The 24,912-nt window shown below is 37.1% G+C and carries 21 protein-coding genes and 1 pseudogene; 13 read left to right on the top strand and 9 right to left on the bottom strand.

Translation table 11 applies throughout. From position 1 onward, the window contains the following. Positions 1-29 precede the first annotated feature (29 nt). The gene (locus tag AB2N10_RS05370; protein ID WP_354625792.1) at positions 30-566 is read right to left on the bottom strand and encodes an acyloxyacyl hydrolase; all 537 of its coding nucleotides are present in this window, start codon (positions 564-566) and stop codon (positions 30-32) included. 186 nt (positions 567-752) lie between these two features. On the opposite strand from AB2N10_RS05370, the gene AB2N10_RS05365 reads away from it, so the two are divergent. Continuing rightward, positions 753-1,214, top strand: a complete 462-nt coding sequence (locus tag AB2N10_RS05365; RefSeq protein WP_354625791.1) for an LEA type 2 family protein — start codon at positions 753-755, stop codon at positions 1,212-1,214. Between the two features lie 30 nt (positions 1,215-1,244). On the opposite strand, the gene AB2N10_RS05360 is transcribed toward AB2N10_RS05365, so the two are convergent. The 5 genes from AB2N10_RS05360 to AB2N10_RS05340 form a co-directional block, all read right to left on the bottom strand. Beyond that, positions 1,245-2,108, bottom strand: a complete 864-nt coding sequence (locus AB2N10_RS05360) for a hypothetical protein (protein ID WP_354625790.1) — start codon at positions 2,106-2,108, stop codon at positions 1,245-1,247. A gap of 1 nt (position 2,109) precedes the next feature. Continuing rightward, on the bottom strand, positions 2,110-3,357 hold the full coding sequence (locus AB2N10_RS05355) for a hypothetical protein (protein WP_354625789.1): 1,248 nt from the start codon (positions 3,355-3,357) through the stop codon (positions 2,110-2,112). Continuing rightward, positions 3,357-3,980: a hypothetical protein gene (locus AB2N10_RS05350; protein WP_354625788.1), complete on the bottom strand. Its 624-nt coding sequence runs from the start codon at positions 3,978-3,980 to the stop codon at positions 3,357-3,359. Before AB2N10_RS05350 ends, AB2N10_RS05355 begins: the two co-directional genes overlap by 1 nt. After that, positions 3,973-7,665, bottom strand: a complete 3,693-nt coding sequence (locus AB2N10_RS05345) for an ATP-binding protein (RefSeq protein ID WP_354625787.1) — start codon at positions 7,663-7,665, stop codon at positions 3,973-3,975. Before AB2N10_RS05345 ends, AB2N10_RS05350 begins: the two co-directional genes overlap by 8 nt. A 259-nt stretch (positions 7,666-7,924) precedes the next feature. After that, the gene (locus AB2N10_RS05340; protein ID WP_369434441.1) at positions 7,925-8,482 is read right to left on the bottom strand and encodes a DUF1415 domain-containing protein; all 558 of its coding nucleotides are present in this window, start codon (positions 8,480-8,482) and stop codon (positions 7,925-7,927) included. Positions 8,483-8,579: 97 nt separating this feature from the next. Between AB2N10_RS05340 and AB2N10_RS05335 the strand changes: the two genes are divergently transcribed. Next, complete coding sequence (locus AB2N10_RS05335; RefSeq protein ID WP_354625786.1) at positions 8,580-9,242, top strand: DUF2913 family protein; 663 nt, start codon at positions 8,580-8,582, stop codon at positions 9,240-9,242. A gap of 20 nt (positions 9,243-9,262) precedes the next feature. After that, entirely contained in the window at positions 9,263-10,651 is a 1,389-nt protein-coding gene (locus tag AB2N10_RS05330) for a hypothetical protein (protein ID WP_354625785.1), read from the top strand. 4 nt (positions 10,652-10,655) lie between these two features. Here AB2N10_RS05330 and AB2N10_RS05325 read toward each other — a convergent pair whose 3' ends face one another. After that, the gene (locus tag AB2N10_RS05325; RefSeq protein ID WP_354625784.1) at positions 10,656-11,360 is read right to left on the bottom strand and encodes a tRNA (adenine(22)-N(1))-methyltransferase TrmK; all 705 of its coding nucleotides are present in this window, start codon (positions 11,358-11,360) and stop codon (positions 10,656-10,658) included. 10 nt (positions 11,361-11,370) lie between these two features. Then, on the bottom strand, positions 11,371-13,548 hold the full coding sequence (locus AB2N10_RS05320; RefSeq protein ID WP_369434440.1) for a Tex family protein: 2,178 nt from the start codon (positions 13,546-13,548) through the stop codon (positions 11,371-11,373). A 248-nt stretch (positions 13,549-13,796) separates the two neighbouring features. Here AB2N10_RS05320 and AB2N10_RS05315 point away from each other — a divergent pair, with 248 nt between their 5' ends. From AB2N10_RS05315 to gap, 9 genes and pseudogenes are all read left to right on the top strand, one after another. Then, positions 13,797-14,501: a cache domain-containing protein gene (locus tag AB2N10_RS05315; protein WP_369434439.1), complete on the top strand. Its 705-nt coding sequence runs from the start codon at positions 13,797-13,799 to the stop codon at positions 14,499-14,501. Continuing rightward, positions 14,470-15,504, top strand: a complete 1,035-nt coding sequence (locus AB2N10_RS05310; protein ID WP_369434438.1) for a GAF domain-containing protein — start codon at positions 14,470-14,472, stop codon at positions 15,502-15,504. The genes AB2N10_RS05315 and AB2N10_RS05310 overlap by 32 nt, the downstream gene beginning before the upstream one ends. Positions 15,505-15,538: 34 nt before the next feature. Then, positions 15,539-15,889, top strand: coding sequence for a histidine kinase dimerization/phospho-acceptor domain-containing protein (locus AB2N10_RS05305; protein ID WP_369434437.1), 351 nt, complete (start codon positions 15,539-15,541; stop codon positions 15,887-15,889). A gap of 104 nt (positions 15,890-15,993) precedes the next feature. After that, positions 15,994-16,701: an ATP-binding protein gene (locus tag AB2N10_RS05300; RefSeq protein ID WP_369434436.1), complete on the top strand. Its 708-nt coding sequence runs from the start codon at positions 15,994-15,996 to the stop codon at positions 16,699-16,701. Between the two features lie 17 nt (positions 16,702-16,718). Beyond that, positions 16,719-17,699, top strand: a complete 981-nt coding sequence (locus AB2N10_RS05295; RefSeq protein ID WP_369434435.1) for a response regulator — start codon at positions 16,719-16,721, stop codon at positions 17,697-17,699. Next, positions 17,696-18,532 (top strand): annotated as a pseudogene (locus tag AB2N10_RS05290) (protein-glutamate O-methyltransferase CheR). The gene AB2N10_RS05295 and the pseudogene AB2N10_RS05290 overlap by 4 nt, the downstream one beginning before the upstream one ends. Next, positions 18,532-19,119 carry a chemotaxis protein CheB gene (locus AB2N10_RS05285; RefSeq protein ID WP_354625834.1) on the top strand — a complete coding sequence of 196 codons (588 nt, stop codon included), beginning with the start codon at positions 18,532-18,534 and terminating at the stop codon, positions 19,117-19,119. Before AB2N10_RS05290 ends, AB2N10_RS05285 begins: the two are co-directional and overlap by 1 nt. Beyond that, positions 19,116-20,114 (top strand): diguanylate cyclase, encoded by a 999-nt coding sequence (locus AB2N10_RS05280; protein ID WP_354625778.1) that lies wholly within the window; start codon positions 19,116-19,118, stop codon positions 20,112-20,114. The genes AB2N10_RS05285 and AB2N10_RS05280 overlap by 4 nt, the downstream gene beginning before the upstream one ends. A 324-nt stretch (positions 20,115-20,438) precedes the next feature. Beyond that, positions 20,439-21,431 carry a type I glyceraldehyde-3-phosphate dehydrogenase gene (gene gap / locus AB2N10_RS05275; RefSeq protein ID WP_354625777.1) on the top strand — a complete coding sequence of 331 codons (993 nt, stop codon included), beginning with the start codon at positions 20,439-20,441 and terminating at the stop codon, positions 21,429-21,431. Between the two features lie 191 nt (positions 21,432-21,622). Here gap and folD read toward each other — a convergent pair whose 3' ends face one another. Beyond that, positions 21,623-22,477, bottom strand: a complete 855-nt coding sequence (folD, locus tag AB2N10_RS05270) for a bifunctional methylenetetrahydrofolate dehydrogenase/methenyltetrahydrofolate cyclohydrolase FolD (protein WP_354625776.1) — start codon at positions 22,475-22,477, stop codon at positions 21,623-21,625. A 318-nt stretch (positions 22,478-22,795) separates the two neighbouring features. Between folD and yccS the strand changes: the two genes are divergently transcribed. Then, complete coding sequence (yccS, locus tag AB2N10_RS05265) at positions 22,796-24,910, top strand: YccS family putative transporter (protein WP_369434434.1); 2,115 nt, start codon at positions 22,796-22,798, stop codon at positions 24,908-24,910. Positions 24,911-24,912 lie beyond the last annotated feature (2 nt).

The following is a 24,912-nucleotide window of genomic DNA, read 5'->3' as shown; positions in this document are numbered from 1 at the left end:
TCGCCATATAAGCGGGTATCTTATAATGATTAAAATTGATAACTAACACCTAGTAAATAGATATCCATTCCTGGATTAGGGCTTTTCATACCAGCATTTGAATAATGCATATAGCGTAAATTGAGATCAAAACGGCCCATTTTTACACCAACCCCAATACGCTCTTCAAATTGAAAATGGGTAGACATATCTTTATTATCCATCTCTTTTTTATTAATGAATCCCCCCCCTATTCCCGCTTCTATATAAGGAGAAAGGCGACAGCTGTCGCAAAACTGATAAAACAGTACTGGCGCAAGGAACAGACCATAGAGATCAGTTTGCTGCCCATCCCAATAATTAAATGAAGCTTCCCAATATCCGCCCAATGGGATACCTTTTTCATCTAACCAATTGGAGAACTCTTGTTGTAAACCGATACGATAAATGTCGATGTTATCGTGACTTTCACCAATATCTATGGCAACTTTAGTTGGTTTTATCTCTGCGAAGGAATAGACTGGCAGTGAACAAATAGCGATGACATATATTCTTTTAATCTTTAACCATAATTTTTTTTTAAACATGAATGCTCCTTTCTGAAATAATTGGTGGCAGCACATTAATAGCAATTATTCAAAAATAATTTTGGATATTAAAATTAAAGTTAGCATCTAAGTTATTATTTCACAAAGATTAATGTCATAATTCTTTGTGGTATATTAGTCAATTTTGGCTAGTCACGTACACCCTTTTTTATGCCGGTGGGATATATGTATTACTTAAAATATTTTTTAATTGCAATTACTGTAGCGCTCTCTGGTTGTACTAATTTGCAAACATTGCAAGATTTACAGGTTGATTTAATAAAAATAGAACCCGATAACCTGCAATCAATTTCACCAAGATTCAATATACATTTATTGATCACTAACCCAAACTCAGAGGAGTTAGTAATAGAAGGAATGAGTTTTCAATTAGAGATTGATAACCAACAAATATTATCGGGTGTTGCCAACGATATTCCTGTATTAAAAGGATATAGTGAAACCGAAGTAAAAGTCTCGAGTCGTGTTCATCTTTTAGATCTTATACAGATGATGGCATTTTTAAATAACAAAAATGCTGATTCAATTAAGTATGAACTTGAGACTACTATTGATCCGAAAGGGTTTGTCGCCTTTCAATTGCATCATGAAGGGACGCTTAACGACCTTTTACAAGTCAACAAATAGCGAATATCCTTTTCACTGACGGGATTGGTGTTAATCCAATGGGTATAAATTCATTTTGATATTATGCGCTAAAATATGTTCTTGTTTTAACGTCTTTTTACTGTTTTGCATGGTAATAAGTGCAGTTTGGCAACTTTTTGGTAAATTATTTTTGCGTGCTAACCATTTTATCGCCTCTGACTGATTGAACCACTCATGCTCATCGCCAGTTAATGATGAATTAACTAAAGTAAAATCTTCAGGGGCAAGCCAAAAATGTGCTCCACAGGTAACTGCAATCTGTATTCCAGCGGGATCTAAATCACTAAAGCAGACTAATTGATGCGATGATTTAAAATGGCGAAACAGTTGGTAGGCGCTATTTGTTCGCTGTGCTGGCTTTATATCACCGCGATATATAAATAGCGCGTCGCGTAACTTTTCTGGCAATATTAAGGCATCTAATTTTGCCATTATGGCGAGATTTTCAACTAATACGATAAACGGGTGGTCAATGGCGGTGATCTCAGAAGCTTCTATATAACAGCCTAAGGAGGTTAAATTGAGCAGCTTTAAGTGTTGGCCATTGATACGTAAATGATCAATTGCATTAATGAGCACAAAACCTTCACTAACAGGTTGGGAATTTACTTTCTCGTTGCGCTGCTTTAACGCATTATCGACACGGCATTTACTGTCGATATAATCCTGCCTAAAAAGATGTACATCATTTTCTTGCTGAACACGCTCAATTAAACGCTGCCGATCATTATCATCAAAATAGAGGTAATCGCCTCTTCTTTCTCCAAAACCATATTCTAAATTTAAACGTGATAATAATGGAGCATATTTTAACTTTCCATTTAACAGGGTCTTAAAGTTGCGCTGGCAAAATTGATATAGTTTTTTATCCATATTAACTTCTCAAAAATATCTGCACATCGCTGTAGCTGTAGTTATCAGTCGTACCGCCAACTTTTACACCTTTCATGTTGATCTCTAATGCATGTTGTTGTTCATTGGTCAATTTGCAATAACAACTAAAAACTAATTCAATCCACTCTTTGGGATCAATATAGTGATCTATTAACTGCTCACTTTGCTGCTGATTTTGCCAGTATTGAATTGCTGATATTTTATTACCGGTAATAATCGCTTGTTCAAATAACTGCTCTGCCTGCTCTTCAAAATAATCATGGCTTGTAATTAACGGTTCCGTTGGTGATATTTCTACCCTATTAGTTTGACGTTTGTTTATTGGTAATTCGTTATTATATTTACGTAGCGATTGGACAATAGAAATTAACCGCTCTTCATGTGCGCTGTTTTTGAGATCAACGTAGGTTTTTAAATTTCTTAGTGGCGGTGCAAATTTAAGATTATCGTTCAAGTTAGGGTCTTCAAAAAGCCCATCACTGATCTCAAATTCAGGATGTTTGCGTAAAAAACGGGCCATATTACGTAACAAACTTGCCTGTTTTTCATCACGTCTGAGCCTAAACAAGCTCAAACGCATGTTATCAATAATAAAACGTAGACGTGCGAGTGTCTGTTTAAACCAATAAATAAATGCGCTAATTTTACGAGCGAAATCGATCGGGCATGCCCAATTAGTCCATTCATAACATGCTTCAGGATCAATTTGTTGTAATTCCGTTAATAATTTTTGCGCGTAATCTAAGGCTTTCTCGTTTTCACGAACCTTAGCACTTAAACTGATCACAAAGCCAAACTGACTAGAAATGGCATAATGCATATTATCTAAACTAACATTCAGATTTTCCTTTGCCTCATAGAGTAAATCATCTAATTGATCGATATAATACTCGGCATCATCATGCTGATTTTGTTGTACCGATAGCTGAAAATCTTGCACGGTATCATCGAGCACATCAATAACTTTTCCCATGTCAGTCAATTGGCGATAACTACTCTGTTTACGCATTAAACGATTAAGCATACGTTTTAATTCAGAAGTAGTACGGTAATCACCCGGCTCATCATCAGGACGAATTAATCCTGCTTTTTGTAAAGCATTAAGCTTATTGGCATCTATTTGATCCCCTGAAATCGAACCATACACATACGTTTCGGCAAGTATTTGTGAATTACTGCCAATTTGTTTCAATAAATCAGTAACATCGCCAGCATCATAACCTGCCATTAGAAGAGTAACTCCTCTTGCTGTTGTTGCTCTGTTTCTGGTAAGTCCACGCGTTCAGAATCATTTAAAAATTCGATGAAGAGATAAATAATGTCAAACCGTGCGGTAGCGTAGTAACGGCTACTGCCACTATTTTTGCGCACTAAATAGCCCATCTCTTCCAATTTTTGAAACATAAATACCAGTTGCTCGCGCGCTTCTAGCTTGTTCGTTTTAAATGGCTTACTGGCTGTGATCCTGCGCAGATGTTGACGCAACGTTTGGTCGTTTTCAAAGGGGTCAAATAATTTGTTAATATTTACCATCGCTTTCGCACGTAAGGGTAAGTCCGTCTGAGTTGCCGTTAAAAGGAGATCTAAGAACTCCACTAACGGTCTAAATACGGTGCGAACCTCAGTAAACAATGACGTTAACTCTGCGCTGTTTTCTTGAGATACCTCTTGAAAGGTACAATAAAAAGCATCCGCACTCTCCAAATAGGTTAGGTTTCTATCTAAGTTTGCTAAAAAATCACTAACACGCGATTCATTTTCTGTGATTTTAAGATATGCATATAATTCAGCAAATGCAGTTTCACAGATCACCGCACCGGTTAATAACTGTTGGACGGTTTGTTTAAACATGAGTCACGGTCTCCGTAGCATTGTCCGCCATTTTACGTTGGGCGAGTAGTTCATCTAAACGTGATGTTGGAATTTCTGCATGGTAAATTTTGTTATCTTTTAATTTGTAATGACGCTTATAAAGTGAAAGTATGTGACGGTCTGTTGAAGGCGAGGCGGATAACATCGCTATGTTATTATCATCAAACATTTTTAATAATAGATCTATATTTTCTGCAGCTAATTCACCGAGCTCATCGACGGGCAATATCACCACCGAAGCTGAATCAGTGGCGCCACGAAGCATTCCTAGTATCCCGGCAAACAGAGACAACATTGCTAAATAAGAGAGTCCTGTTGAACTGATTTTTTTTAATTGGCGCGCATTTCGGGCATGTTTCAACTGCCCTTTTTCAGTGATAGAAAACTCGATATCAAAGAGGTTATCATGTGCTAATACAAAGCCTTCACTGGGTAAATAAGTGGATAGTTTTTGCATCGCATAAACAAGATCATCGGGAATTTCCCCGCGTCCTTCACGTAGGTCATCACGATACAGCTCGAATAATTTAGAAAATTGTTGCAATGGTCCCCAATATTCTAACTCTTCTTGTTTCATCACCGTGTATACATTGATATCAGCAAGGGCATCAAAATGTGCCAATGCGGTGACATTTTCGGAAAGCTTTTTACCAATAATTTTTATACGGCGACCAAAATTTTCGATATGCTGATAAAATTCATTAATCATATTGGCATTAACCGTAACTAACTGGTAAGTATTTTTCTGTTTCTGCTCTGCACTACTGAGCAGATCAGCAATGGCACTACGATATTTGAACAGGCTTTTGGCGCCATCATAAGTATCATTATCTGCGACTAATTTTAACCAATTTTCAAACAATTCACTGCTTGAATGATTTTTTCTGAAAGTGTCATTAAAACGGTTTAGCTGCTCAGTTAATCGTTTTTCGACCGTTTTAAACTCTTTAAGCCAATCAAAGCAGAAACTAACTGTTAAATCAGCTGGATTACTAGGTTCACTCTCACATACACAGACCGCAATCCCGCTGTTTTCACATAATCGCTGACTCTCAGCTAATTGTGCTAATAGCTCATCGCTTTCTCGCAACTGTATATTCAATTTTTTAAGCAACTTTTGGTCATTACTGATTAATTCACCCTTTTCAATAATGAGATCTTCAAGGCTATTTTCAAATCCTCGTTTTTCAATATTACGATGCTGGTTTAATTCAACTAATTGATCACGATGAACGTACCGTTCGTTCATAAATTGACTATATTCACGCGCTTTACGTGCCCAAACAGCACATTCATCGAGTGTTTGCTGTAAGGTTTTACGCTCACGGCTACGTTTATCCACTTCGCCATCGGGATCTAAGTCGCTCAAGGCACTATTCTTCTGTTTTTTATAATCGAGTAAACGACTCTTTGTACTTTGCTCTATCGCATTAAGCTGTGCTTCTAATTGTTCTAATTGGCTATCTCTATCAGACTCAATCATCATCCGCTGTTCAAGCATTTGATTGTTTAATTCAAAGCGCTGCTCTTTTGCCGTTGCATGATACTCTTCAATTTTTTTGCTGTTATTTTTTTGCGCATGTTGAATTTCTTTAATGCGTCCATCAACAATGACATTTGCCTCTTTGATTGCCTGTAATTTTTTATCCGCAAAATTATCCATTTGCACTTTTAGTTGCACAAGTTTGAGTTCATTTTGTTGAGAGGTTTGTTTCACCTCGGTAAGCGTGATTTGATGACTATCTAGCTGTTTTTTGATATTTGTCAGCTGCTCTTCAACTATTTTTATTTGCGCAACTTTCTCTGCCCGTTTGTTATCTAATAATGCCGCTTTTTCTCGTAATTCATTTTCTGTCAGTTGCAGATCGCTATCTTTGAGTTGTTGCAACTCTATTTGTAAACCATAAAAACTGTCACTATGGCCGACCCATTGCGGAGCGAGATCTTTGCGTGCAAGCAGCTCGGAAGAGAGTAAACGACCAATATTTTCTTTCCAATTGAGCGCTAAAGGTTCATGAGATAAAAAATATTGCAAACTACCTTCATCGGGCAATAGTTGCTGCTCAACGGCCAAACATTCCTGTTTAAGTTGTTCATAAATCCGATTTTCTTTTTTATGTAGATCAAGTAACTTATCACGTTGCTTTTCAAGCAATGTTAACTGACTCGTGACGCTATTTTGTCGCTGCAATAGTTGCGTCTGTTTTTCATGCGCCTCATGCAGCTGGCGTTGATTATGTTCGATCGCATCTAACAACTCTTTATCTAAGGCAGGATTTTGAGCCTCTAATTGTGCTTGAGTTAGTTGGTTTTCAACCGTTTTCTGTTCGATATTAAGTTTGAGGAAGGTATTATTAAGTGCTTCATTTAGCTGACTTAGCTGGTGTTGATAGTTTTCATTTACTATTGTTAACTGTATATTTCCCGCTTCTTTAATTGCAGAAATCTTCTCTTTTGTTGCACTGATATCCGTTAATTTTTGCAGCGTTAAATCTTGAATTAACTTATCAAATTTTAGTTGAATTTTGTTAATATTGCCTTCAAACGCCGCAATAACTTCATTGACTTCATTAAGTTGTTGCTGAATGCGAGGCGCTTGCTCCGCCTTTATCTGAAAGCTTGCCGCATCATTATCATCATAACTCTGTTTATCCTGATCAAGTAACTCTATACGGCTTTGATCAGCTTCAATTTTAGCCGTTAACTGTGCAATATCGCGCTGCAGTGATTCCCTGCCATTCTTTAATTCACTCTCTAATTTATCCAGAGAATCTCGCGTTGACGCCTTAAGCGTTTTGCGTCCTTCTTGTTTTTCATTTTGTTTATTTTGGTGTTCGATGATTTCAAAATGTAAGTGCTGCAATTTGATTAATAAGCTATCTAGATTATTAAAATCATTTTGCCAAAGCGTAATTTTGTCTGCGACTTTTTGAATCGCGCGACTAGCTTGGATATCTGCTAACCAATGGCTTATCTCCTCTTTATTAAGATTTATCTGCTCTTTTTCAGCGATATTACTTCGCGCTAAATGGTCACTACAGATCTCCACCAGCATCCGTTTGACAGCATCAAAATCGAGATTTTTTTCAATCGTTCCATTAATAACTTTATCAATGTGGGGCATCGGGAGATCGCTAAATGAAAAACGATTTTGTAATTGGCGAATATCTTTTATTTTGCGTCCACTACGTAAATTTTGAATAACCTGTCGATATTTATCAATACCAAGATAATTCGAGCAATAATAGCCAGCACTATTATAATTTCGTTCCACATCGCGAATAGCTAACGCTTGCTTATTTTCATCAATAAAGTTGCTGCTATCATAGGCTGCATCGATCAATTTAAACTGCACCCCACGACCATCACTAGAAGCAAGTACCATACAAGTTTGCCCAAACGGCCGTTGATACTCATAGATCAACATACTGGAGTCTCGGGGTAAATAGTAGTCGGCGAAGTTCCGCGCTTGATCAAGTTTACTGACAATATCACTTGGACGCATCCCGTAGAATAAGGGCAATAATCGCATTAGTGATGTTTTACCGGCACCATTTGTGCCTTCAAGTTGCGTATGTCCACTCAATTCAAGTTGATTGACTTGACCGGGCCAAAAACTGTCAATAATAATAATACGCAATAATGAATAGGCTTGCTGGGCCATAGGAGTTCCTTGTCTGTTGGCTATCTAAGGGAAGTTAAGCGAGAGGAATAATAAACACGACTCATTTTCAAACTAATGGCCTAATATAGCAAATTTTCATTGTCCAAAAGAACGCTTTTGCAGCACAATGAAGGTTTCCCTCTACATAATGGGGGTATATTAACTATCTACTTATAAATTTCAAATCTCTTTTACGTTATTCGTTAATTTCAACGTATCGCGCCATTGCTAAATTATAATAACTGATTCTGATAGAGCGTTAACGTTCATTTTTGTGGCATGATTCGAGTAATTTTATAAAAAATTCGCGCCCTTTTTTACGTGAAAATTGTATATTCCGTTGTGGGATTTGATCGGGATCGGGATGGTTTTTCAATGCTTTTTCCATTGTAGCTTCCCTAATGATGTGCAGCGCTGGATAAGGTGAACGGTTAGTATAATTGGCTGGATCGTCAGCAGGTTCGCCAGCGAAACAGTAATCTGGGTGAAAATGGGCTAGCTGGTAAATGCCTTCTATATCTTGCTCGTAGAGTAATTCATTGGCTAAATCAGTGAGATCTAGAAAATAATCAAAAGATTCAAAGCCATTGGCTAAAATCATAATGGTTGTTTCTGTGTCCTCGTTAGCAGTAAGATAAAAGCACTCTTCTATTAATGATGTTAATACAGAAGCCACATCACTACTTTCAACCACTCTATAGCGAATTGAGCCTCGTTCTACTTCTTGCCGCGCGAAGGGGCATATATTGTATTTAACGACGACTTTTTCAACCCATGCCTGTGTTGCATTAATTAACTGTTGTTTATCATTTGACATCAATAGGAACCCTAAAAATTGGTTTTTAAATATAATAGCAACAACTGAGATAAAAGTGCTAAAATAGTCTCATTTTGTCTAAACAGATAGGATTTACATGGCTTTTTTTTCTCAGGAAATATATACACTCGTTAATAGTGCATTGACTGACTTAGCGGCTTCACAAGCGACTGGCAAAACACCTAAAAATGCGCTCAGTGAAGCACATTACTTCGCTGCTTGGATCACAACGGCGATAAAGAATAAACGCTTCGATTCTATATTATTGGAGACTTTAAAAGATTGGCAAAAACAGGTACGTAGTTTAAATAAAAACGCCCGTTTAAAAGAGCAATTTATTCATTTACAACACTGTTATAAGCAAATTTTAGATGAGCAGAATCAGGTTAAAAATATAGATAAAAGCCAATTAATTCAATTATTCTCCGCCCTTGAGTCAAAAGATTGGTTAGTTACGACAGACCTCGTTGTGGGCGATCGACTAAACCGTCATAGCGGTGGCAAAAATTCACTGATTGTTTGTGTGCAGCAACTTAATGACTGTTTCGATGAGCAGCAAATATTAACAAAACCACTCTCTTTATATCTTCGTGGTGAGCAACAATGTGCGATCGACCTTGCTTTTACAGAAAATATATTTTTGTATAAAAAGCGAGCCGCAAAATCAAATGTTAAGTTTCATAATGAATATCTGATTTGTGCGAAAAATGATGGCGACTCATTGCCAGAATTGCCCTCCAACATATTACAGCAACCATAAAACGCCTTCGGGGATTGGTGATGGCAAATACTAACTTTAATAGTGCTATTTTAGATCAACAGGAGTTAACGTTATTAACGTCACCTATAAACACCCAGCAAACCATAAAGTTGTCAGTTTACACCTATAAAGTACATATTAACCATGATAACTACCATATTAATTTCACCAATACCATTGAAGAACTTATTCTACTACTCAGTGCCAGCCCGCGTCTAAGTGTCTTGGTGTTACCGGACAATATAACCACCCACCCACTACTAAATAAGTTAACAACACTATTAAAAATGCGCCAAGATATCCCCATTTTTTGGCTTGGCAAAATGCCAAGTATGGATTTTGAGTTGGATTTTTTTATTCATTGTCAAAATAGTGAGCAACTACATGACCAATTATTAAAGTGGTTTCAACGTATTGAATATTGGTTCAAACGATGGTTAATGAACTATCATGTTACCTTAATATCGAATAATGAAGACAATAAGGTATCAACTGCATTAACCGCAACAGGGCTGTCACAGCTACAGATATTTAATGGTACAAAAATTGAAAATAATATTATAAATGATCAACTGCTTATCATAGACTTGACCACAACCAATATTTTATTTATCGGTATTCTCAAGCACTTAGCGCTGAACAATAGATTCCCTACACTTATTTTGTTTGGCGATTTAAGTGCTAATCAGTGTCGTGCTGCCAGACAGCTAGCCGTAAATTTCGGATTTACCATCCTAGCTACGCTTAATTCAACACCCAATCAGCAACAATGGGAGCAAATGCTACTTTTGTTGTGTGGTGATGTTTACGTCAAGCATTGGATTAATGAAACACCCGATGTAATGCGGGCATCTGGCATTTATAATCTAGAGGATCAACAGCTGCAGAGCTATTTTTGTTCGCAGGAGATGAAACGAGAGCAAATTGTAGCCTTGCCGAATAAAGAGAGTGTGCGCCGAGTTATCAGTGCGCTCGTTTTAGATAAATGGTTCCCAGAGGGGGTATCACAAAAATCAGCGTCAGCGTTAGCAGACTATTTAAACTGTCAGGCATCTCAAATCGATCTCTATATTGACTCACCTGAAACAATTCCAAGTACCTCACCTATTTTTGCGGTATTAGTCATGGCACGTTTGCAGCATTTTAAAATTTACTGGTATATTAAAAATGAAACACAATTCTCCGTTGATGTGCTGAAAAATTACCCTATCTCAGATTTAATATTCTCTGAATCCATTAGCCATAAATTATTAACTACCCCTGGCGAGGAGCTGCTCAGTTTCATTGAACAGGCAAAACAACAGGAGATTCGTTTAGGTGCAACACTACAACAAAATAAAGCCACCAGCACCGCAATGTCACTGTATGGCATTGAATTTGTCTTAAATAAACAACTTCCTATAGAATAAGTAACTATTGCCGTTCATTGATATCCATCACTTTATCGAGTAAAGCTTGATAACTTTTATTAACATCATCAGCATCATATTTACTATTACTAACTAACGTTTGATAATGTTTTATTTTTTTTTGCAAATATTGCCTGTGTAAAGGATTCTGTAATTCCCACATTTTATCACCAATACAACTGATTTTTGACCTAGCCTTTCTCGACACATGCATAATTTCATAGAAACGTTTATTTTCGAAAACCAAATGTTCATCTATTAACCCCATGCCATGACCGATTAAAAATCGACGCACTTCATAGTTATGATGAACGGGACACAAAATAAATTCTGCATCAATATTGGCTATTTTTGCTAACAATGAAGAGATAATTTCCATCATCAATTCACCTCCGACACCAGCAATGATGATTAAGTGCGTCTCGCTCTTTCCATAATTATCAAATGCTAAGGCCTTCACATCTGTGCAGTGAATCATCCAAGCATCGATATCACCTTGCCAATACTTTTCTAATTTACCTTGCAGTTCGGATAATATCCGAGGCACTATGTCTACAAAATGCACCGTTGATGCGACTTGACCATTGAGTAGATTAATCCCTAATAAACCATGGTCACAACAACAATCCCATATATGGGTATAATTTGACGTTACTAACTGCTCAATAGTTTGTAGACGTGCACTCTTTTTTAATCTATTTAACTTCAAGACTCAATCCCTATAGGCGCATAGTTAAAGCAATGCGCTTACAATCTATATCAATTTGAGTCACTTTCACTTGCACAATTTGCCCTGGTTTAACAACTTGTAGAGGATCACTTACAAATCTATCCGCCAATTGAGAAATATGCACCAAACCATCTTGATGAACGCCTATATCCACAAAGGCACCAAAACTGGTCACATTAGATATAACCCCTTGCAGTAACATATCTACTTGTAAGTCAGTTATTTTATCAATGCCTTTAGCATAACGCACTGTGGTAAAGGTAGGACGGGGATCTCGACTCGGTTTAATTAATTCATTTATGATATCTTTTACTGTTAATAAGCCTATTTTATCTGTTACAAAATCTTCAGCTTGCAGCTTATTAAGAATCGTTTCATTCTGAATTAATGCTGCTATTTTCACGCCTTGTTTCTCTGCAATAGCGGTTACAAGAGGATAAGACTCTGGATGTACGGCACTATTATCTAATGGATTTTTTGCATTCGCTATGCGTAAAAAACCAGCACTTTGTTGAAATGCCTTATTCCCTAGTCTAGGCACTTTCTTAAGTGAGTTACGGTTAGTAAACGCCCCATGTTGATCTCTATAATCGATAATATTTTGAGCAACGGTACTGTTAAGCCCTGCAACAAAACTTAGTAGTGATGCCGATGCGCTGTTCAAATCAACTCCAACTGAATTAACACAATCTTCGACTACTGCTTGCAATCGTTGTGCGAGCTGCATTTGGTTAAGATCATGTTGATATAACCCTACCCCAATCGCTTTTGCATCTATTTTTACTAACTCAGCTAAAGGATCCTGTAAACGCCTTGCAATAGAAACGGCCCCTCGAATGGAAACGTCCAAATCAGGAAACTCCTGTGAAGCAAGCTCTGAAGCTGAGTATACCGATGCTCCTGCTTCACTAACAATGAGTTGTGTGACTGTACGCGATAAGTTCGGTATTAATTCTCGAACGAGAAGATCGGTTTCACGCGATGCGGTGCCATTACCAATCGCAATTAAATCAACGGAATATTTCTCTATTAATTCCGTTAGTTTCTGCTGCGCTTGTTTTACGTTAAGCTGAGGGGGATGTGGATAGATAGTTGCGTAGTCTAATAACTTTCCTGTTTCATCAATTACAGAAATTTTACAACCCGTCCTAAAACCAGGATCTAATCCCAATACCACTTTATTACCGGCAGGCGCAGCCATTAACAACTCTTTTAAGTTACTGGCAAATATATCGATTGCATTATCCGATGCTTTTTCCTTTAAATAAGCGAAAATTTGTGTCTCTAATTGTCCCTGTAGACGAGCTTTCCAGGCTTTCTTAATAACCTGTGCACGCCAGCTTGTATTCGATATAGCCGTTAATGAAAAACCTAAATGGCGGGCGATTAATATTTCACAGTAACTCGTTGTAGAGGATTTATCTTTTCCAGGATCGCTCTCTAATTTAACTTGTAATGCGCCCTCTGTTTTGCCGCGCATTATCGCGAGTATTCGATGTGCTGGAATTTTATTAACCCGCTCACTGTAATCGGCGTAGTCTTTGAATTTACTATGACTTAAATCGACACCTTTAGCGGCTTTGCAGACCAACGCGGCTTGCGAAAAAAGATGCTTGTAAAGAAGGTCAATAACAATACTGTCGCGGCATATTCGCTCAATTAAAATGGCTAATGCCCCATCCAATACCAATTGTGGATCGGTATACCCCGCTTTAAGATTAATATATTTACGAACAAGGTGATTGTTGATACTGCCATCATCTTGAAACCACAATATATCAGCAAGGGGCTCAAGACCGGCAGCAATAGCCAGTTCACTTTTACTAACACGTTTACTTTTATAGGGAAGGTAAAGCCGCTCTAATTCATTTTTGCTGGTAATCGCATTAAGTTGTTGTGATAACGCATCAGTAAGCTTATTTTGTTCAACTAAACTTTTGATGATTGTGTCACGTCTTTCATATAACTCGCGCATATATATTAATCGCGTTTCCAACAAACGTAATTGTGTATCATCAAGCCCCTCTGTCATCTCTTTACGATAACGCGCGATGAACGGCACGGTATTACCATCATCATAAAGGGTGATAAATGAATCAACTTGTTTAATGGTCACTTGTAATTCGTTAGCAAGTTGCAGATTTAAGGAAGTATGTTTGTCATTCATTTATGTGGACTTCTTTGTTATTAACGGTTTAAGGGCTATTTCACCATAGCAAGTTATTGAACGCTATGTATTATGAGTAAATTTAACAAGATCAGTTCACAGAGTTATTATCCGCCAATTACCTTGCGATTCATTATATGCGAAGATCTTAGAATAATTATCCATTGTAAGATTTATTGCAATAGGATGTAATAACGATTAGTAATAGCACGCTTGCTAATGTTTACATTAATGGAATATATACAAATATGAACAAATTAGGTTTTAAACAATTAATTATTCTGCTTATTATCGTCTCTGGGTTATTACCATTAATCATTGTCAGTTATTATACCATTAGCAAAGCTGGACAGGAATTAACAGCAGAAACATATCGTAAAAATAGAATGGCATTGGATTACTATAAAAAAGGGATTAAAAATCAATTTTCAAATATTGAAAAAGAAGTTGAATTAACCATTAAAACACTGCAACTCGATACGCAATTAGCAACCTTACAACAACTAGACGCCCCATCAAAAAAGAAAGAACAGCAAGATGTTATGAACTCGATGTTGACGAACATATCGGGTTTAATCACTTCACTTGATACGGTCGTTGTTGATAATAAATTGCAAATAATTGCCGCTAATAAAGCTTCATACTTAGGCGCCGATTTATCATCACGAAGTTATTTGCAAAAAGCGTTAAAAACGAAAAAAGCGACCTATTCTGAACCTTTTTACTCCGATGTTACGCTGACTAAAATTATTACCTATGCTCGTCCAATTTATATCGACAATAACCTGGTCGGGGTGTTTATTCTACCCATCGACTTCGATGGTATAACGCGTTATATCGACACTGGCGCTGCGGAGCTGGGCGATACGAAAGATGTATTCATGGTCGATGCTAGCGGATTACTGTTAACCGACACCATGAGTGATTCTATACAATCAAGGTGGTGCATTTAAACAAACATTAACAACAAAAGCGACACAAGCACTTGGCAAACATATTAGAGATAACAATATTAACTTTACCGATACTGCTATCTACCAAAGTTATCATGATATGGAGGTTATCGGTAGTTACACCGTTATAGATATAGGCGATTATTTAATCGGTCTGGTTGTTGAGGTTAATGAAACAGAAGCAACCGCTACGTTAAATGGTATGCAGCAAACACTACTGCTTATTATTGTAATGGTGGTGATAGCCAGTTTTATCGCAGCAGCGGTAATCATTTCGCGTATTCTTTCGCCAATACATTCACTAAATAGTACATTTACTGATATTGCAACGGGCGAAATTGATGTCGATTTCCGTCTTGATATAAAAACAGATGACGAAATAGGCCATCTTGCTAACTCATTTAATAAATTTATGGCGAAACTTAAATTGATGATTGAGGAGTTTGATTTTCAAAACCGGGTTGAAACGGCGAAAAATACGCTCAATGAGATCATTCGTGACAAAGATGATTACGCCCTGTTAACAAAAGAAACATTAAGTTATCTATGTAAACTGCTAAATATGCAAATGGGCGCCATTTATCTACGTGATGGAAATGAACTATCATTGAGTGCCACCTATGCCTATTCCAATCGTAAAAGTGTTATAAATAAAGTTCACTCGGGTGAAGGTCTTGTCGGACAGTGCTTACTTGAAAAAGAGGCGTTTATTATTAATGATACACCAGATGACTATATCACTATTCAATCGGGATTAGGTGGCAGCAAACCGAAGAATATTGCGGTTATACCTTGTCTATATGAAAATGAAGTTTTGGCCATTATTGAATTTGCCTCTGTTAAAGAGATCACCAGTGACCACTTAGCACTCATTAATATATTAGCCACTTCCCTTGCCAATGCCGTGAATTCAACAAAAATGCGCAGTGAGATGCGTATTTTACTTGAAAAAACAACGCTACAAACAGAAGAAATGACCGTTCAGCAAGAAGAATCTGAGTAAAATTAATGGCGAGTTAGAGCTTCAAACTAAAGATTTGCGCGATTCCCAGCAACAATTGCAAGTACAACAGGAAGAACTCCGCGTTACCAATGAAGAGCTAGAAGAGCGTACCCACTTACTCGAACAGCAGAAGAAAGATATTGATAATAAAAATAATGTTTTACTTCAAAAACAGACGGAAATCATAGAAAAGGCACAGGCGTTAGAACAATCTAATAAATACAAATCTGAATTCCTTGCTAATATGAGCCATGAATTAAGAACGCCATTAAATAGCATCATCGTGCTATCACAACTGCTTTCCAGTAAAAAAGGGTCTCAACCCCTATCAGCTAAAGAACTTGAGTTTGCACAGACTATTCACTCATCAGGTACAGATTACTGAAGATTATTAACGATATTCTTGACCTGTCAAAAGTTGAGGCTGGCCATTTAAATATACTGATTGAAAGCGTGCACCTTGATAAGGTAACTAAAGAGTGTGAGCAGATGTTCCAACCTGTTGCCGAATCTAAAAAAATCCGCTTTGCAACAAACGTAAGTAGTGAATTACAGCAACCAATTCAATCTGATGAAGCTCGATTGAAACAAATTTTAAAGAACTTGATCTCTAACGCGATAAAATTTACCTCCACAGGTGAAGTCACCTTATCGATACACCCTATCACCGCCAACGAACGAGATTTACTGTCCACACTAGACAAAGAGGGAGATTATGTCGCTTTTGCAGTGAATGATACGGGATCGGGTATTGCGCAGGAAAAATTAGGCATCATCTTTGAAGCATTTAAACAAGAAGATGGTACAACATCTCGAAACTACGGTGGTACAGGTTTAGGGCTGACTATATCGAAAGAGCTTGCAGGGTTATTAGGTGGGGAGATTATTGTTACAAGTACTCTCGGCAAAGGGTCTACCTTTGCTTTATTATTGCCGAAAAAAAGCACAGCGAATGCCCCCGTTGTCACCGTAAAAAAAGCACTAAAAGCGATACCAGATAGCGAAGCTCCTATTCCTCAACCAGTCGTTGAGCCTAAACAGCATAATAATCGCTTACTTATTATCGAAGATGATCAGAATTTTGCCAAAACATTGCGCGAACTAAGTACCAACAAGGGCTATGAAACGCGTATTGCTCATAGTGGTAATGAGGCGCTTAGCATAGCGAAAGTTTCGCCCCTGGCGTTATTTTATTAGACCTCGGTTTACCGGATATGAGTGGCGATCTCGTTGCTGAAAAATTACAGGTTATGGAAGCAACTAAAAATGCATTGGTACATATCATCAGTGGCCAAGACAATATCAAAGAAGAAAATTTGCCTAATAACGTTATCGGTTTCTTAAAGAAACCAGTCGATATAAAAACCATCTATAAAACCTTAGCGACTATTGAAAATAATGTTCAAGAAAATGCACAAACACTATTAATCGTCGGTGAATGTGGCAACGAGAATTTTGATAACTTTAGTAAACTTGGACAGCTTAAGGTAATGAAAGAGTTAACCGTCCAATCAGCACTAAGCTTATTAAAAGATGAACCAGTCGGCTGTATGGTTGTCGATAAGTTGCTTTATGCAACTGAAAATGCGGCGTTTTTAAGACTCTTTAGTGAACATAAAAATACGCCTGTAATTATCTATTCCGATCAAGTGCTCAGTGACGCTGAAATGCAAACTTTTGGCAGCCTGTCGAATACTATTGTTTTAAAAAGTCCGAAAAGTATTAATAGATTAAAAGATGAAATATCATTATTTTTACATCAATTAAATCATAAAAGCGATGATGAGCTTACCGATTTGCCTTCATCGGAAAACGTTAACCTATTAAAAGGAAAACGATTTTTAGTTGTCGATGATGATGAACGAAATATATTTGCCATGAAAAGTTTATTAGAAACATTCGACGTACAGGTTGATATTGCTGAAAATGGACAAGAGTCTATTGATTTTATCGCAGCTGGCCAACATGTTGATATTATTTTAATGGACATTATGATGCCGAAAGTTGATGGTTATCAAGCCATTGAAAAAATTCGTCATTTACCAAAAGGTAAGGATGTGCCTATTATCGTATTAACCGCTAAAGCAATGCAAAATGAGCGTTTAAAATGTTTAGAAATTGGCGCAAATGACTATATCACTAAACCCATAGATACAGAGAAACTATTATCCGTATTAAAAGTGTGGTTAGCATGATGCCTAATATCGATGTTCAAGATATCGAGTTAGACCTTCTAATCGAAGGTCTATATCGTCAATTTGGTTATGACTTTAGAAACTATTCTAAAGCGCATCTAAAACGCCGTTTGCTAGCACGCGTGGTTACCGATTCGCTTGATTCGATATCACAGTTACAACACCTACTATTTCATCAACCGGGTTACCTTGAGCGGGTATTATCGGACTTCTCCATCAATGTAACGGAGTTGTTTAGAGATCCTAGTTTCTTTCAAATGCTCAGAAACGAAATCGTTCCAATTCTAAAAACCTATCCGAAAATAAAAATATGGCATGCGGGTTGCTCTTCCGGTGAAGAAGTTTACTCGATGGCTATTTTACTAAAAGAAGAAGGACTCTATGATTGAGCTCAAATCTATGCCACTGATTTCAATGATAAAATATTGAATGTGGCGAAGGAAGCAATATTCCCGATTGGGATCATGAAAAGTTACTCAAAAAACTATATTGCTGCGGGCGGTAAGGAAGATTTTTCTGACTATTTTATTACCGATGGAAAATCAATTATTTTAAATTCTAACTTACAAGAAAACATTATTTTTGCGCACCATAACCTTGTATCCGATGGCGATTTTGCAGAAATGCATTTAATAGTGTGTCGCAATGTACTCATCTATTTTAATAACAAACTACAAAATAGAGTATTTAAGCTGTTTGATAAAAGTTTAATTAATAATGGCGTACTTTGTCTTGGTTCCCAAGAGACACTTAAATATGCGGATATTTATCCTAAATACAGCACCATTGACAATAAAATGCCAACATACCAAAAAATGAATAAACATTTGTGATGACTCATCAATATCAGGCAATCGTAATTGGTACCTCCGCAGGAGGATTAGAGGCGCTTAGTTATCTCTTTGCACAATTAACAGAATTAACTATTCCTGTAATCGTGGTACAGCATTTAAGTCCTAATTATGATAGTAAATTGGCTAATATTCTCAATGAAAAAGCAACAATGTTAGTGCAACAAGTACAGGATAAAGAAAAAATATTACCGGGCCGTATTTATATTGCCCCACCCAATTATCATCTCTTAATTGAGAAAGATTACACTTTTTCATTATCCGGAGATGAAAAGGTCAATTTTTCACGTCCAGCCATTGACGTTTTATTCGAAACAGCGGCTGATGCATTCAGGGATACGTTAATTGGTGTGTTGTTAACTGGTGCTAATTGCGATGGTGCGAAGGGACTACTTGCTATTAAAAATCATGGGGGCTACACCATCATACAATCGCCAACAGAAGCTTACGCAAAAGAAATGCCTGAAAGTGCGTTGAGATTATTAACCCCGAACAGTGTGTTATGTTTGACAGAAATAAGCGCATTACTATCAACAAAATTGAAAATACAAAAGCAGGATCAGCAATGATAAAGAAAGATAAAATAAAAATTTTAGTCGTTGATGATATACAAGAAAATATTTTTGTCATTGAAAGTATCCTTGCCGGAAGTGATGTTGACTTAGTTTCAGCAAACTCCGGAGAGGAAGCATTAGCATTATGTGCAGTACACTCCTTTGCCCTTATTTTACTCGATGTACAAATGCCGGTCATGGACGGCTTTGAAACCGCAGAAGTACTAAGAAGTATCAGTAAAACTAAAACAACACCTATCATTTTTGTTACTGCATATAGTAAAGAAGAAACGGCTATTTTTAGGGGCTATGAAGTCGGTGCGATAGATTACATGATGAAACCAATCGATCCGATTGTTTTACGTAGCAAAGTCCAGTTGTTTAAGGATCTTTTTGAACAATTTTGTTTAATTAAACAACAGGCTGAAGAACTAAAAGAGACGATTAGAGAATTACAACTTATAAAAAATGAAAATGATCGCTTGGAATCACTATCGATAGAAGATCCTCTGACGGGATTATTAAATCGCAGGGGGATCGACCGCTTTACTACAACCCATTGGAAAAATTGTTTACGGTATTCATTGCCAATCTCATTTGTATTATTCGATATAGATTGCTTTAAGATGTATAACGATAATTATGGCCACCTACGTGGTGATGAAGTATTACAAGAAGTTGCACGGATCATGGAAAATTCTGCAATGCGCCCAGAGGATGTTGTCGGACGTTTTGGTGGCGAAGAGTTTATTATGTGCTTAGCGAATACGGATAAAGAAGGGACAATCAAAGTCGTAGAACGTTTTCAAGAAAACTTAAAATCCCAAAATATAGTTCATGAGTATAATAAAAATGTAAATTATATAACTACTAGCGTGGGAATATGTTGCCTCACTCCTGATGTCGATAGTAGTGTTGAAGAAGCCTTAAAAATCGCCGATGAACAATTATACTTAGCCAAAGAAGCGGGTAGAAATTGTTATCGACTGTGTGAAATTGCGCCTAAATAACGATAAATGAATAACTTAAGAATATAATCCGCTAAACTAACTTGATTAAATTCTCGGCATCCTCCATCAATATCTGACTTATATTGCCGTTATCAAACTGTTTAGCTTTCTTTTCTAACGCTTAGAACATAAAATAGCAGCGTAATTAACTATTTGATTGCTTTATTTTTAAGCAACATGGTAATTAAATTACAATTTGGTGTTTCATAGCTCTCAAAAATAATGACTCAACCACATTAACTTGACTCATATCAAGTTAATGCTATTTTTGAGAACTATAATGAAGCCAAGTTTCAAAATCAACTATCCATAAGGATCAAAAAAATGACAATTAAAGTAGGTATTAACGGCTTCGGTCGTATCGGCCGTTTCGTATTCCGCGCAGCATGTGAACGTACTGATATAGAAGTTGTTGCAATCAATGACTTAATCGATGTTGAATACATGGCTTACATGCTTAAATATGACTCAACTCACGGTCGTTTTAACGGTACTGTTGAAGTTAAAGACGGTAACCTAGTTGTTAACGGAAAAACTGTTCGTGTAACTGCTGAGCGTAACCCAGAAGATCTAAAATGGGATGAAGTAGGCGTTGAAGTTGTTGCTGAAGGTACTGGTCTTTTCTTAACTGACGAAACTGCTCGTAAACACATCACAGCTGGCGCTAAAAAAGTTGTTCTAACTGGTCCTTCTGGCGACGTTCCTATGTTCGTTATGGGTGTTAATGCTGAGAAATATGCAGGTCAAGATATCGTTTCTAACGCTTCTTGTACTACTAACTGTCTTGCTCCAATCGCTAAAGTACTTAACGACAAATGGGGTATTGAGTCTGGTCTAATGACTACAGTTCACGCAACAACAGCAACTCAAAAAACTGTTGACGGTCCTTCTCATAAAGATTGGCGCGGCGGCCGTGGTGCTTCTCAAAACATCATCCCATCTTCAACTGGTGCAGCTAAAGCAGTAGGTAAAGTATTACCTGAGCTTGACGGTCTTCTAACTGGTATGGCTTTCCGTGTACCAACTGCTGACGTTTCTGTTGTTGACTTAACTGTTAACCTAAAAACTCCTGCTACTTACGCAGAAATCTGTGCAGAAATGAAACGCGCTTCTGAAAATGAAATGGCTGGCGTTTTAGGTTACACAGACGAAGCTGTTGTTTCTCAAGATTTCATCGGTGAAACTCAAACTTCAGTATTTGACGCTGCAGCTGGTGTTGCTCTAACTGACAAATTCGTTAAACTAGTATCTTGGTACGATAACGAAATCGGTTATTCAAACAAAGTTCTAGATTTAATTGCACACGTTTCTAAATAAGAAACTCGCATATAGATAAAATGAAGCCTGCGTCGTAACGTGGGCTTTTTTTTACCAAAAAAATCTTGTCCTCACTCTTATTATTTTAACCAACAAGATAGATCAGATACTTATGCTGGTTGGTATTAAAATAACGGGTATAAAAAAAGAGCCGCAGCTCTTTTTCTTGGTTACTATCTATCTGGATACTATTAACTGTGAAATTTTTCACAGGCGAGTAAGGTATTTTCAATAAGCGTTGCGACGGTCATCGGTCCAACACCACCTGGTACCGGAGAAATCCAAGCTGCACGCTGTTTGGCGCTTTCAAAGTCCACATCACCTGCAATTGTTCCATTTTCTAAACGATTAATACCTACATCAAGTACAATGGCCCCCTCTTTTATCCATTCACCGGGAATGAAATTCGCCTTGCCGCGAGCAACCACTAGAATATCGGCTTGTTTAACGTATTGCTGTAAATCTTCTGTAAAACGATGGCAACACGTTGTTGTGCATCCAGCAAGTAATAATTCTAAAGTCATTGGTCGTCCGACAATATTCGATGCACCAACAACAACGGCATGTTTACCTTTAATATCAACGCCAATATATTCAATCATGCTGATCATACCCCGTGGCGTACAGGAACGTAGCAGTGGAATACGTTGAGCAAGGCGACCCACATTATAGGGATGAAAGCCATCAACATCTTTATGTGGATGAATACGTTCAATAACTTGTGTCTCATCCAACCCTTCTGGTAATGGAAATTGCACTAAAATGCCATCTATCTCTTTATCTTTATTTAATTGATCAATAAGTGTTAATAACGCTTCTTGGGTCGTGGTGACAGGCAGGTCGTACGCTTTGGACTTAAAGCCGACCTTTTCACAAGTACGTCGTTTACTTTGTACATATATCTGAGAGGCAGGATCTCCTCCCACTAAGATAACGGCTAAACCAGGCGCTCGCAGTCCCTTCATAACACGAGCTTGAACACCGTGGGCAACTTTATCTGTAATCGCGGCTGCAATCGCTTTTCCATCAATGATTTGAGCAGACATTATTAAACTCTCTAAAAATAAAATGTTGGGTCGCTATTGTCGCAAAACAATACGGATATGTCACATTAATCATAACACTGTAATTTATCTTTTCTATTGTATAGCTAAAGGTTAAAATTCAATAATCTAGCATCTATGAATAGTTTATGAGCAACGATCTTTTAATTTTTGTTTCTATGCTAGTACCCTCTTTCAATAATTAATGGATTCACACAATTAATCGATGCAGACATCTAACTCAAATTATTTTTTAAACTCGCTGTTACGTAAATTAATATCCGATACAAATATACATGCAGGGTTAGGGTATTAATAGCAATGGCTATCACCTTTATCCCAGCAATAGAGCCTAGTTTAGAAAATATTTTTAATCAACAGACATTAACGCTATCGATTTATCTTTGTTTAGGTGTAATGGCAAGTGCCATAGTAGAAACGGATGATAACTATAAAGGTAGAGGAAAATTTATTGTTACTATTGCTGGTTGTTTTTTTATCGCCTCTACCAGTATTGAATTACTTATGCCCTATCCTATTTTGTTTGCCATAGGATTATTTTTATCCAGTTTCACCTTTATGATGTTAGCTGTCTATGGAACGCATTATAACAAAATCGGTTTTGGCGCTGTCTTAATTGCCATTTATACGATGATTGGTTACCAAACAGAGACAAGTTGGTATATACAACCCTTATATTTCAGTCTGGGTGCATTATGGTATGGTTTTTTTTCAATCATCTGGAATATTTGTAGCCCCTATCAATCATTAAGAGTGCAATTAGCACAACTATTCTTTACGTTAAGCCGTTATCAACTTCAAAAAGCGATGTTATTTAATGAATCGGAAGGCCGTAAGCGTTCTGATATTTTTGCGATTCGCCAGCAGTTAGCACTGATAAACATTTCCATTATGGCGCGTTTAGTAAACTCTAAAAATATTATTCAATCACGTTTTCAGATTTCTCATAAACAAGAAGAGCTTAATCGCCTAAATTACTTATATTTTGTCGCTGAACAAATTCATGAGCGAATTTGTGCCAGCCAATACTCCTATAGTCAATTAGAGAGTCAATTTGGTAAAAGTCAGATTTTAGAAGGTTATCACCAGCTTTTATTGCAGCTCAGTGAAGACTGCTATCAATTAGGTCTCTCCATTACCGATAAAAAAAATTATCAACACAGTCGCCGTTTAAAATGGAATGTCAGAGCGCTGTCAGATCAGCTACATCTACTACAACAACAGGATCGCCTCACTAAAAAAGAGAGTGAAGCAATGCAAGCTTTACAAACCATATTTGATAATATTTCTGAAATCAGTCATTTATTAAAAGAAATTAGTAAAGCACAACAAGACAATTCTATACAAACAACCGTTGTACCTGTGGATATGGTAACAGCTGAAAAATTGGGTATCAGAAAAACCTTTTCTAATGCACTAAAACCCAGCAACATGACCTTTAAACATGCAATGCGAATTAGTATATGTCTATCAATTGCCTACATATTACAATATCAATTTAGTTTAACACATGGCTTTTGGCTTCTACTCACCGTGCTTTTCGTTTGCCAGCCAAGTTTCAGCGAAACACGTAAGCGCCTTGTTCAGCGCACTATCGGCACCCTACTCGGTATATTAATTTGTTACCCAATTATCATGTTCATAGAGAGTAGTTGGGCTCAAGTCATTCTTTTACTCTTATCTGCCTTTTTGTTCTTTAACTATTTACGTACCAATTATGGGTTAGCCGTTATATTTATTACTCTCTTTGTTATGTTTATTTTCAACCTACTCAACGGGGCTGGTATGGTCATATTACCCGCGAGAATTGGAGAAACTTTACTCGGTTGTATACTTAGTTTGATGGCTATTTCCTTTATTTTTCCAGACTGGCAATTTTTACGCTTTCCGGCCTTAGTTAATCAATTATTAACTTATAGTGAACGTTACTTCAAGCAAGTCAGTGATCAATATCAATATGGCCGCAGTGAAAATCTGAATTACCGGATCACGCGATTTGAAACATTTAATAGCGATGCTATGTTAACAACAGCTTGGCAAAGCATGCTCATTGAGCCTAATTCAAAACAAAAATTACACAAAGAAGCCTATGCATTGGCAAATAGATGTGATGCCTTGGTTTCCTATATTGCGGCACTCGCTTCGCATCGCCATAAAATGGATAATTATCAAGACAATATTGCCTTGCAAAACCTCGTTAATGCCACCTATTTACAGATAAATCGAGCAAATAAAATCGAACTGCTTGATACGAACGAAATCAATGATACTATTGAAAAATTTGAAGAGTATAAGATTGATTTTAACGGTGAAGAGCTTTTAATCGTCGAACAGTTACGTTTAATCGCTTTTACTGCATTAGATATACAACTTCTTTTACAGCAACTCAATTTCAATAGTAAATCGGCAAATTAGGA

It is taken from the genome of Psychromonas sp. MME1 (genome assembly GCF_041080865.1).
Classification (GTDB): Bacteria; Pseudomonadota; Gammaproteobacteria; order Enterobacterales; family Psychromonadaceae; genus Psychromonas.
This window is presented reverse-complemented; position numbering and strand designations above follow the sequence as displayed.

Coding starts and splice junctions, on each gene's coding strand:
- AB2N10_RS05370 (WP_354625792.1), bottom strand. CDS start 566: ATGTTTAAAAAAAAATTATGGTTAAAGATTAAAAGAATATATGTCATC.
- AB2N10_RS05365 (WP_354625791.1), top strand. CDS start 753: ATGTATTACTTAAAATATTTTTTAATTGCAATTACTGTAGCGCTCTCT.
- AB2N10_RS05360 (WP_354625790.1), bottom strand. CDS start 2,108: ATGGATAAAAAACTATATCAATTTTGCCAGCGCAACTTTAAGACCCTG.
- AB2N10_RS05355 (WP_354625789.1), bottom strand. CDS start 3,357: ATGGCAGGTTATGATGCTGGCGATGTTACTGATTTATTGAAACAAATT.
- AB2N10_RS05350 (WP_354625788.1), bottom strand. CDS start 3,980: ATGTTTAAACAAACCGTCCAACAGTTATTAACCGGTGCGGTGATCTGT.
- AB2N10_RS05345 (WP_354625787.1), bottom strand. CDS start 7,665: ATGGCCCAGCAAGCCTATTCATTATTGCGTATTATTATTATTGACAGT.
- AB2N10_RS05340 (WP_369434441.1), bottom strand. CDS start 8,482: ATGTCAAATGATAAACAACAGTTAATTAATGCAACACAGGCATGGGTT.
- AB2N10_RS05335 (WP_354625786.1), top strand. CDS start 8,580: ATGGCTTTTTTTTCTCAGGAAATATATACACTCGTTAATAGTGCATTG.
- AB2N10_RS05330 (WP_354625785.1), top strand. CDS start 9,263: ATGGCAAATACTAACTTTAATAGTGCTATTTTAGATCAACAGGAGTTA.
- AB2N10_RS05320 (WP_369434440.1), bottom strand. CDS start 13,548: ATGAATGACAAACATACTTCCTTAAATCTGCAACTTGCTAACGAATTA.
- AB2N10_RS05315 (WP_369434439.1), top strand. CDS start 13,797: ATGAACAAATTAGGTTTTAAACAATTAATTATTCTGCTTATTATCGTC.
- AB2N10_RS05300 (WP_369434436.1), top strand. CDS start 15,994: ATGTTCCAACCTGTTGCCGAATCTAAAAAAATCCGCTTTGCAACAAAC.
- AB2N10_RS05295 (WP_369434435.1), top strand. CDS start 16,719: ATGAGTGGCGATCTCGTTGCTGAAAAATTACAGGTTATGGAAGCAACT.
- AB2N10_RS05285 (WP_354625834.1), top strand. CDS start 18,532: ATGACTCATCAATATCAGGCAATCGTAATTGGTACCTCCGCAGGAGGA.
- AB2N10_RS05280 (WP_354625778.1), top strand. CDS start 19,116: ATGATAAAGAAAGATAAAATAAAAATTTTAGTCGTTGATGATATACAA.
- gap (WP_354625777.1), top strand. CDS start 20,439: ATGACAATTAAAGTAGGTATTAACGGCTTCGGTCGTATCGGCCGTTTC.
- folD (WP_354625776.1), bottom strand. CDS start 22,477: ATGTCTGCTCAAATCATTGATGGAAAAGCGATTGCAGCCGCGATTACA.
- yccS (WP_369434434.1), top strand. CDS start 22,796: ATGGCTATCACCTTTATCCCAGCAATAGAGCCTAGTTTAGAAAATATT.